Raw genomic sequence first — 13,687 nt, forward strand, 5'->3', positions numbered from 1 at the left:
GAGGTGTTTCGGGGCGCGTCGGCGGGTGCGTTGCGCAGATACTCCGTCGCAGCCTGTGGATAACTCTGAGGCTGTCGGTGCGGACCCCTATCGTGGACGCAGTGGTCGAGGCACGACGCACGGGGGATGGGACGATGGGCGGGACGGGTGTGATGACAGAGGTGGCGGAGAGCGAAGCGCTCGGCACGCTCCACCGGGTCTTCGGTTACGAGGCCTTCCGAGGTGAGCAGGAAGCCGTCATCGAGCATGTGGTGAGCGGCGGGGACGCGGTCGTCCTCATGCCCACGGGCGGCGGAAAGTCGCTCTGCTACCAGATTCCGGCCCTGGTCAGACCGGGCACGGGAGTGGTGGTCTCACCCCTCATCGCGCTGATGCAGGACCAGGTGGACGCGTTGCGGGCGCTCGGCGTGCGCGCCGGGTTCATGAACTCCACGCAGGACTTCGGCGAGCGGCGCGCCGTCGAGGCCGAGTTCCTCGCGGGCGAGCTCGACCTGATCTACCTCGCGCCGGAGCGGCTCCGCCTGGAGTCCACGCTCGACCTCCTCAAGCGCGGAAAGATCTCCGTCTTCGCGATCGACGAGGCGCACTGCGTGGCGCAGTGGGGCCACGACTTCCGCCCCGACTACCTTTCGCTCTCGCTGCTGGGCGAGCGCTGGCCCGACGTACCGCGGATCGCGCTGACCGCGACGGCCACGGACGCCACGCACAAGGAGATCACCCAGCGCCTGGGCATGCCGGACGCCCGTCACTTCGTGGCGAGCTTCGACCGGCCCAACATCCAGTACCGGATCGTGCCGAAGGCCGACCCGAAGAAGCAGCTCCTGTCCTTCCTGAAGGAGGAGCACGCGGGCGACGCGGGCATCGTCTACTGCCTGTCGCGCAACTCGGTCGAGAAGACGGCCGAGTTCCTCGCCCGCAACGGCATCGCGGCGGTGCCGTACCACGCGGGTCTGGACTCCGGCACGCGCGCCGCCCACCAGTCGCGGTTCCTGCGCGAGGACGGGCTGGTGGTGTGCGCGACCATCGCCTTCGGCATGGGCATCGACAAGCCGGACGTCCGGTTCGTCGCCCACCTCGACCTGCCGAAGTCGGTCGAGGGCTATTACCAGGAGACGGGCCGCGCCGGCCGCGACGGACTGCCGTCCACGGCATGGATGGCCTACGGCCTGAACGACGTCATACAACAGCGCAAGATGATCCAGTCGAGCGAGGGCGACGAGGCGTTCCGGCGCCGGGCAGCCTCGCATCTCGACGCGATGCTCGCGCTGTGCGAGACGGCCCAGTGCCGGCGCGGTCAGCTGCTCGCCTACTTCGGCCAGGACCCGGGGGCCCCGGCCTGTGGGAACTGCGACACGTGCCTGCTTCCGCCCGAGACCTGGGACGGCACGGTCGCGGCCCAGAAGGTGCTGTCCACCGTGGTGCGGCTGCAGCGTGAGCGGGGGCAGAAGTTCGGGGCGATCCAGATCGTCGACATCCTGCTCGGGCGAAGGAGCGCCAAGGTCATCCAGTTCGACCACGACCAGCTGTCCGTGTTCGGCATCGGTGAGGAGCTGGCCGAGGGCGAATGGCGCGGTGTCGTCCGGCAGCTGCTGGCCCAGGGGCTCCTCGCGGTCGAGGGCGAGTACGGCACGCTGGTGCTGACCGAGGCGAGCGGGACCGTGCTGCGGCGCGAGCGGGAGGTGCCGCTGCGCAAGGAGCCGCCGAAGCCGGTGACTTCCCGTTCCTCGTCCTCCTCGTCCGGTTCCGGTCGGAGCGAGCGCAAGGCCAGGGCGGCGGCCGCGGCGGCCGAGCTTTCTCCGGATCTGCTCCCCGCCTTCGAGGCCCTGCGCGCCTGGCGTGCCGGTCAGGCCAAGGAGCAGGGCGTTCCGGCGTACGTCATCTTCCACGACGCCACGCTGCGGGAGATCGCCACGGTGTGGCCCGGCTCCGTCGCGGAGCTGGGCGGGATCAGCGGGATCGGCGAGAAGAAGCTCGGGACGTACGGGGAGGGTGTGATCGGGGTGCTCGCTTCCCTGGAGCGCCCCTCCGCCTCCGGCTCGGGCCCTGATTCCGGCTCGGGCCCGGGCTCCGGCTCCGGCGCTGGGCGAGTGGAGGATCCGGGGAGCGGCGAGCGGTCGGTCCCGGCGCCTCGGAGCGACGACGCCCCCGGGTTCTACTGGCCCGAGATGGAGCCGGAGCCGGAGGACTGGATATAGGTCTGGGCGTGGGTCTGGGCACAGGCCGGCTCGGTGGGCGGTGCGACGCGTGCTTCCGCACCGCCCGGGGCACGGCGTACGCGCTAGAGCGTGCGTGAGGCGTACGCCCTGACGTCCGAGTCCGTCGTGGCCGTGGCGAGAGCGGCCCGGGCGGCGGCGGTCGCCGAGGCGGTCGACGTGTCGGTGTCCCCGGACTGGGCGTGCCGGACGAGTGCGAGGACCGCGGCCTTCCGGACGTCCGCGTTCGGGTCGCTAAGGATCTTGGCGAGGGCTGGCAGGGCGACCTCGGCGTCGGCCGCGGACAGCGCGGTGGCGGCGCCGGCCCGGACCTCCCACGCGGGATCGGCCTGAGCACGGACGGCGCGTTCGGCCGACGGCGCCTGGCATCCCGTGCCGACCAGCGACGCGAAGGCGGCGCCGCGGACCAGGGCGTCGGTGTCCCCGGTGAGACGGTCGAGGGCGGCGAGTACGGCGTCGGCAGCCGTGGCGTCCGGCGCCGCAGCGGGGCCCGCGCCCGCCTCACCGCCTGCCGCGCCCGCGCCGCCCGCCGCGACAGCCACGTTCCGGCGGTCGGCGCCCGTGCCCACCGTCGCCAGTGCCTTGGCCACGGTTACCCGGACCTCGCGGGAGGTGTCGTCCGCCGCCCGGACCAGTTCGCCGGCCGCGTCGACGGAGACCAGTGCCCGGACCGCTTCGATACGGACGGAGATATCAGGATCGCCCAGTGAGCGGGCGAAGAGGCCGGCGTCGCCCAGCCGCAGGGCGCGCAGGACGTCGAGGGCGGCGGCGCGGACGACAGGGTCGGGCTGTGCGAGGGCATGGGTGAGCGGGTCGCGCAGGGCCGGTTCCGGTGTGAGCGTCTCGACGAGTTCGCGCAACGAGGCCGCCGCGGAGGCACGTACGGCAGCGTCGGTGTCGGCGAGTGAGGCGGCCAGCGCCGGACCGGTTCCGGGAGGCGTGGTCTCGGTGAGCACGCTGACGGCCGCTCGCCGGACGGAGGGCTCGGAGTCGGTCAAGTAGGGCTGCACGGCGGCGAGTTCGGGCTCCTCCTCGGCGAGGGCGAGAAGTTCGAGCAGCCGGGGTGAGGCGTTCTCGCGGGCGCTGTCGCTGCCGGCGCCCTCGCTGCTGGTGCCGTCGCTGTCGCCGTCGGGACCGGTGCTCCCGGCCGCGGCGGTGGACGGCCGCGCGGCCACGGGCGCCGCGTCCCGTGCGCCCGCCGTGGCCACACCCCCCCCGGTGGACCTCGCCGAGGTGCCGGGAGGGGCCGCCGGCCGGGTCGAAGCCGTCGACGGGGACGGCGTAGGGAGCCACGGGACGAGCCGTGAACTCCATCGAACCAGAGGGGGACTTGTGCAGGTCGAGGTGGAGGTGGTGGAACCAGGAGACGTCGTCGCGCGCGGGATGGTCCGTGCGGTCGTGGTAGAGACCCCAGCGGGACTCCGTACGGGCCAGCGAGGCGCGGGCCGCCATCTCCGCGCAGTCGCGGATGAAGGTGACCTCGGCGCACCGCATCAGTTCGTGCGGAGTGCGCCCGCCCATCGCGGAGATGTCGTCGCGCATCCGCTCGAAGGACTCGACGGCGAGCGACAGCCGGGCACCGGACTTGGGGGGCGCCACGTAGTCGTTCACGAAGCGGCGGAGCTTGTACTCGACCTGGGGCTGGGGCGGCCCGTCCGGGTTGCGCAGCGGGCGGTAGACCAACTCGTGCGCCTCGCGCAGCTGCTCCTGGGGCAACTCGCCCTCGTGGGCGCGGTACTGGGCTGCGTCCGCCCGTGGGTGACGAAGACGACGGTCGCCCCTGTGCCGTGCAGCACCTCCACCAGCAGGTCCTGCATGCCGGCGCGGGTCTGGGCGTCGAGGGCGCCGAAGGGTTCGTCCATCAGGACGGCGCGCGGGCGCGGGGCGAGCGCGCGGGCCAGCTGCGCGCGCTGGCGCTGGCCCCCGGAGACGCGATGCGGCAACTGCGTCGACCGGTCGGCGAGTCCGACCCGGCCGAGCCAGGACTCGGCCTGCCTCCTGCGTTCGCCGCGCGGCAGTCCCTGGATGGCCAGGGGCAGTTCGACGTTGGCGCGCAGGGTGCGCCAGGGGAGCAGGGCGTCCTCCTGGAAGACGAGGGCGCGATCTGCCACCGGCCGCCGCCCATGGTGCGTACGGCCTCCTCCCAGGCGGGAGTCAGCGCGCGGACCGCGTGCCGGGTGCAGACCAGGACCGGGAAGCAGGCGGCCGTGAAGGTGATGAAGACGATGCCCTGTTCGTTGGAGGGGAAGAGGAGGATCGCGACGGGGACGAGGGCGATCGCCGAGATCGGCCGGACGACCTCCAGCAGCGGGCCGAGCAGGTCCTCGGCGAGGCGGGAGCGGGCCACGAGCACGCCCGTGGCCACGCCCAGGACGGCCGCGAGCAGGAAGCCGGTGAGGATCCGGGTGAGGCTGTCGGTGAGGTCGGTCCAGTAGTCGGGGCCGCTCACCCGGTCGGCGAAGGCGTGGGCCACGTCGGCGACCGTCGGGAACTGCGAGAAGCGCGGCCACAGGTCGACGTTCAGGCTGGTCAGCAGCTGCTCGGCGTGCCCGAGCGGCTGTCCGGTGATGCCTTCCAGGAGGCGGAAGACGTCGGTGTTCTCCAGGTCGGCGCCGAGCAGGGCGGTGCCGAGGTCGAGTGGGATGTAGGTGAGGTCGAGGGAGAGCGGAAGGCCGTTGAGCCGTCGCAGCCGCTCGATGTAGAGGACGTCGGCGCCTACGGGCACCCGCAGCCGTTCGGCGACCGGTGCCGGTGCGGCGACCGGGCCCGCGGTGCGTACCTCGTTGCTCACCCGGCCGTGTTAGCGCAGGGTCTCCGCGAGTCTCATCAGCCGGTCGAGTCCGTGCGGGTACTTCTCGGCGACGACGACCGTGCCGACACCGGGCTGCCGTTCCACCAGACCCTCGGCCCGCAGCAGGTCGAGGGCCTGGCGCACGGTGTTGCGCGAGGCCCGGTAGTCGGCGCCGATGGCCGCCTCGTGCGGCAGCGTGCCGTGCGGGAAACCGCCCGCCAGCACCCGGTGGCGCAGCAGGTCGGCGAGTTGCCTGGCCCGGTCCGCGCGCAGCCGCCGCCGGCGGGCGGCGACGGTGGTCGCGCCCTGGCCGGCGTGGTCACGGATGCGTTCGGTGGGCATGAGACGGACCATACCGAGGGGGTACGGGATGTGGTGTTGCCGGAGTGTTGCGCCACCAGGGGCGCCGTCGGTCGAGCCGATGACCTGCGGGTTCTCCGAGGGCGCGGCAAGATCTGCCACTGCGGGCGCCGCCGGGGAGGGCACGTGCCCGTGGCGCGCCGCCTCGTGAAGGGCCGCCTCGGCAACGGCTCCCTTCAGGGGCGCGGGACTGTGACATTTTGCGGCTCCGCCGCGTGGGCGCGACAGGCCCCCACCGCCCCGCAGGTCCGAACAACCCCGCGTCAGCGAGCGCCGACGCGGACGCGCCCCACCGGAAAGGCCGCCCCAGCCAGGTGCGGACCGCTCCGGCTAGGTACATGGACCGCTCCGGCAAGGTACACGGACCGCCCCCAGCCAGGTACATGGACCGCTCCGGCCAGGTACGGGACCGGCCCGCGTACGGAACCCGGCCCGCGTACGGGACGGGCCCGCGTACGGGACGGGCCCGCGTACGGGACGGGCCCGCGTACGGAACCAGCCCCGCGTGCGGGACAGCCGCGCGGCCGGGCGCGCCCGCGTGCGGACAGTTACGCGCTCGCCGCGATGCGCCCGCTCACCTCGCCGAGGCCCACCCGTGTGCCATGCGGCCCGGGAGCCCACGCGGTCAGCGTCACCGTGTCCCCGTCCTCCAGGAACGTCCGCTTGCCGTCCGGCAGTTCGAGGGTGTCGCGCCCGTTCCAGGTCAGCTCCAGGAGGGAGCCCCGCTCGTTGTCCGAGGCCCCGCTCACAGTGCCCGATCCGTACAGGTCGCCGGTGCGCAGCGACGCGCCGTTCACCGTCATGTGGGCCAGCTGCTGGGCGGCCGTCCAGTACATGGTCGAGAAGGGCGGCTCGGAGACGACGTGGCCGTTGATGGCGACGGAGATGCGCAGGTCATAGCCGCCGGGGTCCTCCGCGGCGTCGTCGGCGTCGTCCAGGTACGGCAGCAGCGGATGCGTACGTGTCGGGGGCGCGACCCGGGCGTCGTCCAGCGCGTCGAGCGGTGTGATCCAGGCCGACACCGAGGTGGCGAAGGACTTGCCGAGGAACGGGCCGAGGGGGACGTACTCCCAGGCCTGGAGGTCGCGGGCGGACCAGTCGTTGAGGAGGCAGAGCCCGAAGACGTGGTCGCGGAAGTCGCTCAGCGGTACGGCCGTGCCCATCGCGGAGGGTGTGCCGACCACGAAGCCGACCTCCGCCTCGATGTCCAGCCGGACGGACGGCCCGAAGACCGGCGCCGGGTCGGCCGGGGCCTTGCGCTGGCCCGAGGGGCGTACGACCTCGGTCCCGGAGACCACGACGGTGCCCGACCTGCCGTGGTAACCGATCGGCAGATGCTTCCAGTTGGGGGTGAGGGAGTCCTCGGCGTCGGGGCGGAAGATCTGGCCGACGTTACGGGCGTGGTTCTCGGAGGCGTAGAAGTCGACGTAGTCGGCGACCTCGAAGGGGAGGTGGAGAGTCACCTCGGAGAGCGGGTGCAGCAGGGGCGCGATCGTCTCGCGGTGGGCCGGCACCGTCACCCACGCCGTGATCGCGCGCCGCACGTCCGACCATGCCGTGCGGCCGGCCGCGAGCAGTGGGTTCAGCGAGGGACGGGCGAGCAGCGCGGCGTACGGGGAGCCGAGTTCCACGGCCGCGGCCCCCGCGTCCAGCACGTGGTCGCCCAGCCGAACGCCCACGCTCCGCCGGCCGGAGTCGCTGTCGGACCCGCTGTCGGACCCGCTGTCGGATCCGCCAAGGGAGAACACGCCGTACGGAAGATTGTGCGGGCCGAAGGGATCGCCCTCGGGGACATCGAAGGGGGGCATGGGGTGCTGCCTCGCTTTCCGTGTGGGTGGGGCACACGTTACGGGGGAGTTGCCCTCCTTGGGCAGTGTCTAAAGGGTTCGCAATGTCCGTTCTAAGGGGTTCGCAAGAGTTCGCAATGTCCGATTGGGGCCCGGGGCGGAGTGGTTGATTCCGGCTTAGCGTCCATTCGGGGGGCACGGGCGAGTTGGGTCCGCGTCCGTAGGGGGGACACGTGGGGGGACCCGTGGCCAGAAGCTCCGCAGGCATGCCTTTCGACGTGCCTTTCGACCTGGACCGGGAAGTGCCGGGCCTGATCGTGAAGTTCGGCGACTACCCGCTGCACCACGGCGGAGTGGGCGCGATCCGCAGCCTCGGGCGCCTGGGCGTACCGATGTACGCGATTACGGAGGACCGGTACACGCCCGCCGCGGCCTCGCGGCATCTGCGGCAGGCGTTCGTCTGGCCGACCACGGGCACGGAGCGGCCGGAGCGGCTCGTCGAGGGACTGCTGCGCGTCGGACGCCGGATCGGCCGGCCCACCGTGCTGATCCCGACCGACGAGGAGGCCGCGGTGCTGATCGCCGAGCACCAGGCGGAACTCGCGGACCGCTTCCTGTTTCCCGGAGTGGACGCCGGCCTTCCGCGCCGCCTCGCCAGCAAGCAGGGCCTGCACGAACTCTGCCTGGAGCACGGCATACCCAGCCCGGAGTCCGCCTGCCCGGAGTCGTACGAGGAGATCGAGGACTTCGCGGCGAAGGCGACCTTCCCGCTCGTGGCCAAGAACCGCGAGGCCTTCGTGCGCCGCGCGCGACCGGCCGTGAGCGGGACGACCCGAATCGCGACCCGCGGGGGGCTGCTCGCGCTCGCGCACGGCTGGGGCGAGCGCCCCGGGGTGATCCTCCAGGAGTATCTGCCCAGGGAGGACGCCGAGGACTGGATCGTGCACGCGTACTTCGACGCGGACTCGACGCCGCTCGCGATGTTCACCGGTGTCAAGGTCCGCTCCTGGCCGCCACACGCGGGGATGACGGCGAACGCGTACGTGGTCGACAATCCGGAACTCTCGGACATCGCCGCGCGTTTCATCAAACAGATCGGCTTCAGCGGCGTCATCGACCTCGACCTGCGCTTCGACCGGCGTGACGGCCAGTACAAACTGCTCGACTTCAACCCGCGGATGGGCGCGCAGTTCCGGCTCTTCGAGAACGAGTCGGGGATCGACGTCGTCCGTGCCATGCATCTGGACCTGACCGGCCGCACCGTTCCGGAGGGGGAACAGCTCGCGGGCCGGCGCTACATCGTGGAGAACATCGACCTGCCCGCCCTGCTCGCGTACCGCCGCAGCGGCTACACGACGCCGCACGCCCCCGCCCGCGCGAGCGGCACGGAGCTGGCGTGGCTGGCGGCGGACGACCTGCGGCCGTTCTTCACCATGCTCGCGCGCTTCGTACGGCCCGGAGTCAAGCACATGTACCAGCTGTGGCGGACCAACCGCCGGCGCACCCGTCCGAGCACGGGGTGAGGGTTCCCGAGTACGAGCGAGTACGAGCCAGCAGTACGACGAGTCAGCAGCGGGACGAGTCAGCACTACGACGAGTCGGCACTACGACGAGCCAGCAGTGCACAGCACCTGTTGGTGCTGACCACGAGGTGACGAAGCAGCGTCCTGGGGAGGGGACTTCGTGATGGAGCCGGTGGCAGTGATCGGTGCCGGGCCCTTCGGCCTGTCCACCGCCGCGCATCTGCGAGCGCGCGGCATTCCTGTACGGGTGTTCGGTGAGCCCATGGTGAGCTGGCGTGCGCACATGCCTGAAGGGATGCTTCTGAAGTCGACCCCGGCCGCCTCGAACATCGACGCCCCGCAGCGCGGGCACAACCTCGTCGACTACTGCGACGCGGCCGGCATCCGCCGACTCGTCACGGACGAGGACATCGTCCCGGTCGAGACGTTCGTCGCGTACGGGGAGTGGTTCCGGCAGAAGCTCGTGCCGGACCTGGAGCGGGTGCGGGTCGTCTCGGTCGACCGGCGCGGCGATCAGGGGGATGCAGGTCAGGGCGGTCAGCGGGGTGGCCCGGGGGACGGTCGGCGTGGCTCGGGGGGCTTTGAACTCAAGCTGGACTCCGGGGAGTTGTTCACCGCGCGGGCGGTCGTGGTCGCGACCGGGCTGTCCGGACTGGCGTACCTGCCGCCCGAGCTGACCGCGGCCGCACCCGACGGACCGACCCCCACGGGGCCCGTCTCGCACAGCTCGCAGCTCCACGACCTGTCCCGGTTCTCCGGCAAGGAGCTGATCGTCGTGGGCGCGGGCCAGTCCGCCCTGGAGACGGCGGCGCTCGCGGCGGAGGCAGGCGCGCAGGTGCGAGTGGTGGCGCGCGGCAAGGGCTCGGTCGCCTTCGGTGCGCCCCCCTGGGCGCAGCCGCGGCTGCGCCCCGAGTCGCCCTTCGGACGGGCCTGGTCGCTGTGGGCACTCAGCTACTACCCCCACCCCTACCGCCATCTGCCGCCGCAGGCCCGGCACTTCCTCGTCCGCCGTGTGCTCGGTCCTCTCGGCGCCTGGTGGCTGCGGGAGCGGTTCGAGGGGAAGGTGCGGGTGAGCGAGGTGTCGCGGATCGTCCGCTCCGGATCGGCGGGCGGCCACCCGGCCCTCGCCGTCCGGAACCTCGACGGACGCGTCGAGGAACTCTCCGCGGACCACGTCGTCGCCGCGACCGGATACCGCGTCGACCTCGCCGCGATGGACTTCCTCGGGCACGAACTGCGTACGGAGCTGGCGGTGAGCCGGGGGACGCCGAAGCTGGGCGCCGGGTTCAGGTCCTCCGTACCCGGGCTGTACTTCACGGGGCTGCCGGCGGCGGCTTCGTACGGACCCGTGATGCGGTTCGTGTGCGGGACGGAGTTCGCCTCACCGAGGTTGGTCCGGCATCTGGTGGGGGCGCACGGCTGAACGGAACCTCCGCTTCGTGCGCGTACGCATCAATGCGTCACTGAAGCCGCCGAGCGGCGCGAAGGCCCGCGCGCGAGCCGTGTCCACGGGACGAGGCCGGGCACGGGGAGGCGGGGCCAGGGGGCGGGCGAGGGGCCGGTTGACCGGGGGCGGGGGAGCAGGGCGGGCATGGTCAACTGCTCCTCCTCGCCCGCGAATTGCCTTTCGGTGGCCGACGGATGGTGCCGGCGAGTACCCCTGTGCCTGACGAGATACCGGACGACGTCCGGTTCCCGTCGAGTCGTTGGGGCGTTCGATCCGTATTCTCTGATCATGGCCGCACCGATTGCATATTCACTCATCGCCACTGACCTGGACGGGACGTTGTTGCGAGGCGACGACACCCTTTCGGACCGGTCACGCGCCGCGCTGGCGATGGCAATCGGGAGAGGTGCCAGGCACCTCGTGGTGACGGGGCGCCCGGCGCCACGCGTACGCCCCCTGCTGGACGAACTGGGCAGCCAGGGACTGGCGGTGTGCGGTCAGGGGGCGCAGCTGTACGACGCCGGCGCCGAGCGCATGGTGTGGTCGGTCACCCTCGACCGCGAGCTGGCCGAGACGGCGCTCGGAAAGATCGAGGCGGAGGTCGGGGACGTGTACGCCGCGGTCGACCAGGACGGGGTCGACGGACTCACGCTCATCGAGCCGGGGTACGAGATGCCCCACCCGACACTCCCGGCGGTACGCGTCCTGCGCCGCGACGACCTCTGGACGGAACCCATCAGCAAGGTGCTGCTGCGCCATCCCCTGCTGTCCGACGACGAGTTGGCGTCCGCGGCCCGCGGAGCGGTCGGTTCCCTCGCCACGGTCACGATGTCCGGCCCCGGCACAGTCGAACTCCAGCCATGTGGCGTGACCAAGGCGACGGGGCTCGCCCTGGCGGCCGAACATCTCGGCCTCACCCCCGCCACAACGATCGCCTTCGGTGACATGCCCAACGACATCCCGATGTTCGACTGGGCGGCCCACGGCGTCGCGATGGCCAACGCCCACCCCGAACTCCAGGCGGTGGCCGACGAGGTGACCCTGTCGAACGAGGACGACGGCATCGCGGTGGTACTGGAACGGCTCTTCGGCCCGCGGGTCTAGTTCTCCGTCGCCGAGCAGGCGCGGCGGGCCCGCGGAGAGGTCGGTTCCCCTCGCCGCGGGCACATCCGGTGTCGGCTCATGCGGTGTCGGCTCGCGCGGTGTCGGTCCGCCCGGTACCGGCGGCCCGTTCGCTGCCGGCTCGCTCAGTAGGCCCCGAAGACGTTGTCGATCGAGCCGTACCTCGCGGCGGCGTAGTTGCACGCCGCCGTGATGTTGGCGACCGGGTCGAAGGGGTCCATCGAGGTGCCGGCCACGTGGTAGGCGTTGAAGGTCGGGTCGATGGTCTGGAGGAGCCCCTTCGACGGCGTACCGGCCGCGGCGTTGGAGTCCCAGTTGTTCATGGCCTGCGGGTTGCCCGACGACTCGCGCATGATGTTGCGGTAGATGCCGTCGTACGACCCCGGGATGCCCTGCTGGGCCATGATGTCCAGCGACTCCTTGATCCAGCCGTCCAGGTCGTTCGTGTACGTCTTCGCGGCGGCGGGGGTGACGGCGGACGCGGTGGTCGCCTTGGAGGCAGTTGCCGTCTTTGCTGAGGTTTGGGCGTTTTTCGTGCCGACCGTCAGCTTGAGGCCCGGGCGGATGACCGCCGGGTCGTCCCCGATGACCGCACGGTTGGCCTTGTACAGCTTCTGCCAGCCGCCGCTCGTGGAGTGCTTCTTGGCGATCTTGGTCAGGGTGTCGCCCGCGACCACCTTGTACGTGACGAGCGAGACCTGCGGGACCGCGGCCGGTGCGACCTGGGCGGCCTGCGTCGGCTGTGCGGCGTGGGCGCCTGTGGCCCCCACGATGGGGAGCGCGAGCGCGGCTCCGCCGGTTCCCGCGGCGACGATGCCACGCGTGAGGGTGTTCATTCTGGGGCGGCGGTGCTTGCCTCGTGCGGCCATGGCGCGTTTCCTCTCCGACGCCTGCGAGGTGAGCTGTCGGGTTCGGGCGGGAGCTGCCCGGCCGCATGCTGCACGCGGCTTCACCCCGAGCCGTTCCGGAATCCGGACCGGCGGCCTACCTGGGTCCCCCGCTCCTGCCGTACGCGAGTGAATGGGTGGTTGGGATCTCCGGGCGGCGGCAGGATTAGGCGGTCCATCCGGAGTGACGTGAACGTATGCGAGAGCACATGCCGTGAACAAGCCCAGAATTCACATCGCGATGCCATTTACCTGTTCGGGGCGGATGGGAATTCTTGATCCATTCGGAAGGCAAAGTTCAACTTGCTTTGAGCAAAGGTGAATCGACCGGCTCGGCAAAACTGCGGCCCCGGGCCGACGTGACTCAATTCACTGGCGCAGGTGGGGAATTAAGTGCGACACGTGCGTAATACGGGCAAGTCGGGCGGAGTCTGGATGTCCGCCCAGTCAGCATAAGGGGCTATTTATCCAGAAACGTTCTCGCTGCTCTTCGGGATTCCGGAGAGTTCAGTCCTCCGGGTTCCAGAGGGTCAGTACGTCACGCAGTTTCTGCCGGTGGCTGTCGATCCAGTTCCGGGGAAGATCGACGGGGACGCACACGGTGGCCATGGAAATCGTGTCGTCCTCCACGATCACCTCGGGGCAATCCCGTTCTCCCGTGAGCCGAATGGAAATCGACGGGCCTCGCTCCACCGTCATCCATGCGATGTCCTCGCCGCGGTGCAATGCGGCGTCCAGGGCGTGCCCCCAGGTCTCAAGTCGGCGGCGCCACAGAGCGAGTTCGAGGCGGCCGCTGACGAAAGGCGTCTCCACGACGATCTCGGCCGCGAGACCTGCCACCATCCGCGGGTGCCGGCCGAGGACCGTGATCCTGACCGAATTGCCCTCCTCGTCGGCGAGGAGCGCGAGGTCCGTCGGGCCGGTGCGGTGGTCGGCCGGGAGGTCGGCGTCGCAGAGGGCGCAGACGAAGTGGGCGTCCTGTACGGAGTTCCACTCGGCGCAGGACGGGCAGCGGCGGTAGGTGATCGGGTGTGTGTAGCCGCCGGTGTGGGCGCCGGCGCGGTCGATGCTCACACGGGTGAGGGCCGCCGCGAGCGACCGCCACGACTCGGGGTCGGGGCAGTAACCGGTGGACTGGTTGCTCGCGTACGTGACCGCCCAGCCGGAAGAGGTCCGCGCGAAGCCCAACTCCCCGGCGGCGCGCACCGGTTTCCCGTCCGCGCAGGCCACGTGTTCGGATCGGCGTGGAGCCAGGCGCAGGGTCATGGAGGTGTCGACGACGAAGGTGAACGGCTCGGCGAGTTCGTCGGCGGGGCGGGCGGACAGGAAGGCGTCGAGGTCGGCCGGGGTCCGTATCCGGGCGCCGCCCCCGCTGGACCGGACGGCCTCCCTTATGTCTTCGGGCCCCACATAGGCGTACGCGGTCATGGGGTCTCTACATACGCGTCTGCGGTCGCACGGCCTACGTACGCGTCCGCGGTCGTGGGACCTGCATACGCGACCGCAGTCGTGGGACCTGCACACGCGTCCGCGGTCGTGTGGCCCACGTACGCGTTC

At 71.4% G+C, this 13,687-nt stretch carries 8 protein-coding genes, 3 pseudogenes and 1 riboswitch; of the genes and pseudogenes, 4 read left to right on the plus strand and 7 right to left on the minus strand.

Annotated elements, in window-relative coordinates; genetic code table 11:
• Positions 1 to 134: 134 nt before the first annotated feature.
• The gene (gene recQ, locus ACZ5VQ_RS21550) at positions 135 to 2,195 is read left to right on the plus strand and encodes a DNA helicase RecQ (protein ID WP_469106434.1); all 2,061 of its coding nucleotides are present in this window, start codon (positions 135 to 137) and stop codon (positions 2,193 to 2,195) included.
• A gap of 83 nt (positions 2,196 to 2,278) precedes the next feature.
• Here the strand turns inward: recQ and ACZ5VQ_RS21555 are convergent.
• The 5 genes and pseudogenes from ACZ5VQ_RS21555 to fahA all read right to left on the minus strand — a co-directional run.
• A pseudogene (locus ACZ5VQ_RS21555) lies at positions 2,279 to 3,965 on the minus strand (HEAT repeat domain-containing protein); the annotation flags it as partial.
• A gap of 155 nt (positions 3,966 to 4,120) precedes the next feature.
• Positions 4,121 to 4,324 (minus strand): annotated as a pseudogene (locus tag ACZ5VQ_RS21560) (ATP-binding cassette domain-containing protein); the annotation flags it as partial.
• Positions 4,306 to 5,004, minus strand: a pseudogene (locus ACZ5VQ_RS21565) (UTRA domain-containing protein); the annotation flags it as partial. The pseudogenes ACZ5VQ_RS21560 and ACZ5VQ_RS21565, both read right to left, overlap by 19 nt.
• A 9-nt stretch (positions 5,005 to 5,013) precedes the next feature.
• Complete coding sequence (locus ACZ5VQ_RS21570; RefSeq protein ID WP_469106296.1) at positions 5,014 to 5,346, minus strand: GntR family transcriptional regulator; 333 nt, start codon at positions 5,344 to 5,346, stop codon at positions 5,014 to 5,016.
• A 566-nt stretch (positions 5,347 to 5,912) separates the two neighbouring features.
• Positions 5,913 to 7,172, minus strand: coding sequence for a fumarylacetoacetase (gene fahA, locus ACZ5VQ_RS21575; protein ID WP_469106297.1), 1,260 nt, complete (start codon positions 7,170 to 7,172; stop codon positions 5,913 to 5,915).
• Between the two features lie 245 nt (positions 7,173 to 7,417).
• Between fahA and ACZ5VQ_RS21580 the strand changes: the two genes are divergently transcribed.
• From ACZ5VQ_RS21580 to ACZ5VQ_RS21590, 3 genes are all read left to right on the plus strand, one after another.
• Positions 7,418 to 8,674 (plus strand): carboxylate--amine ligase, encoded by a 1,257-nt coding sequence (locus ACZ5VQ_RS21580; protein ID WP_469106298.1) that lies wholly within the window; start codon positions 7,418 to 7,420, stop codon positions 8,672 to 8,674.
• Between the two features lie 160 nt (positions 8,675 to 8,834).
• On the plus strand, positions 8,835 to 10,097 hold the full coding sequence (locus ACZ5VQ_RS21585) for an FAD-dependent oxidoreductase (protein WP_469106299.1): 1,263 nt from the start codon (positions 8,835 to 8,837) through the stop codon (positions 10,095 to 10,097).
• A gap of 312 nt (positions 10,098 to 10,409) precedes the next feature.
• Positions 10,410 to 11,225 (plus strand): HAD family hydrolase, encoded by an 816-nt coding sequence (locus ACZ5VQ_RS21590; protein ID WP_469106300.1) that lies wholly within the window; start codon positions 10,410 to 10,412, stop codon positions 11,223 to 11,225.
• A gap of 143 nt (positions 11,226 to 11,368) precedes the next feature.
• On the opposite strand, the gene ACZ5VQ_RS21595 is transcribed toward ACZ5VQ_RS21590, so the two are convergent.
• Positions 11,369 to 12,112, minus strand: coding sequence for a transglycosylase SLT domain-containing protein (locus ACZ5VQ_RS21595; RefSeq protein ID WP_469106301.1), 744 nt, complete (start codon positions 12,110 to 12,112; stop codon positions 11,369 to 11,371).
• A gap of 3 nt (positions 12,113 to 12,115) precedes the next feature.
• Positions 12,116 to 12,280: riboswitch (cyclic di-AMP (ydaO/yuaA leader) on the minus strand.
• Between the two features lie 357 nt (positions 12,281 to 12,637).
• Positions 12,638 to 13,558, minus strand: coding sequence for a DUF5959 family protein (locus ACZ5VQ_RS21600; RefSeq protein ID WP_469106302.1), 921 nt, complete (start codon positions 13,556 to 13,558; stop codon positions 12,638 to 12,640).
• Positions 13,559 to 13,687 lie beyond the last annotated feature (129 nt).

The organism is Streptomyces sp. NPDC033178 (assembly GCF_055577685.1).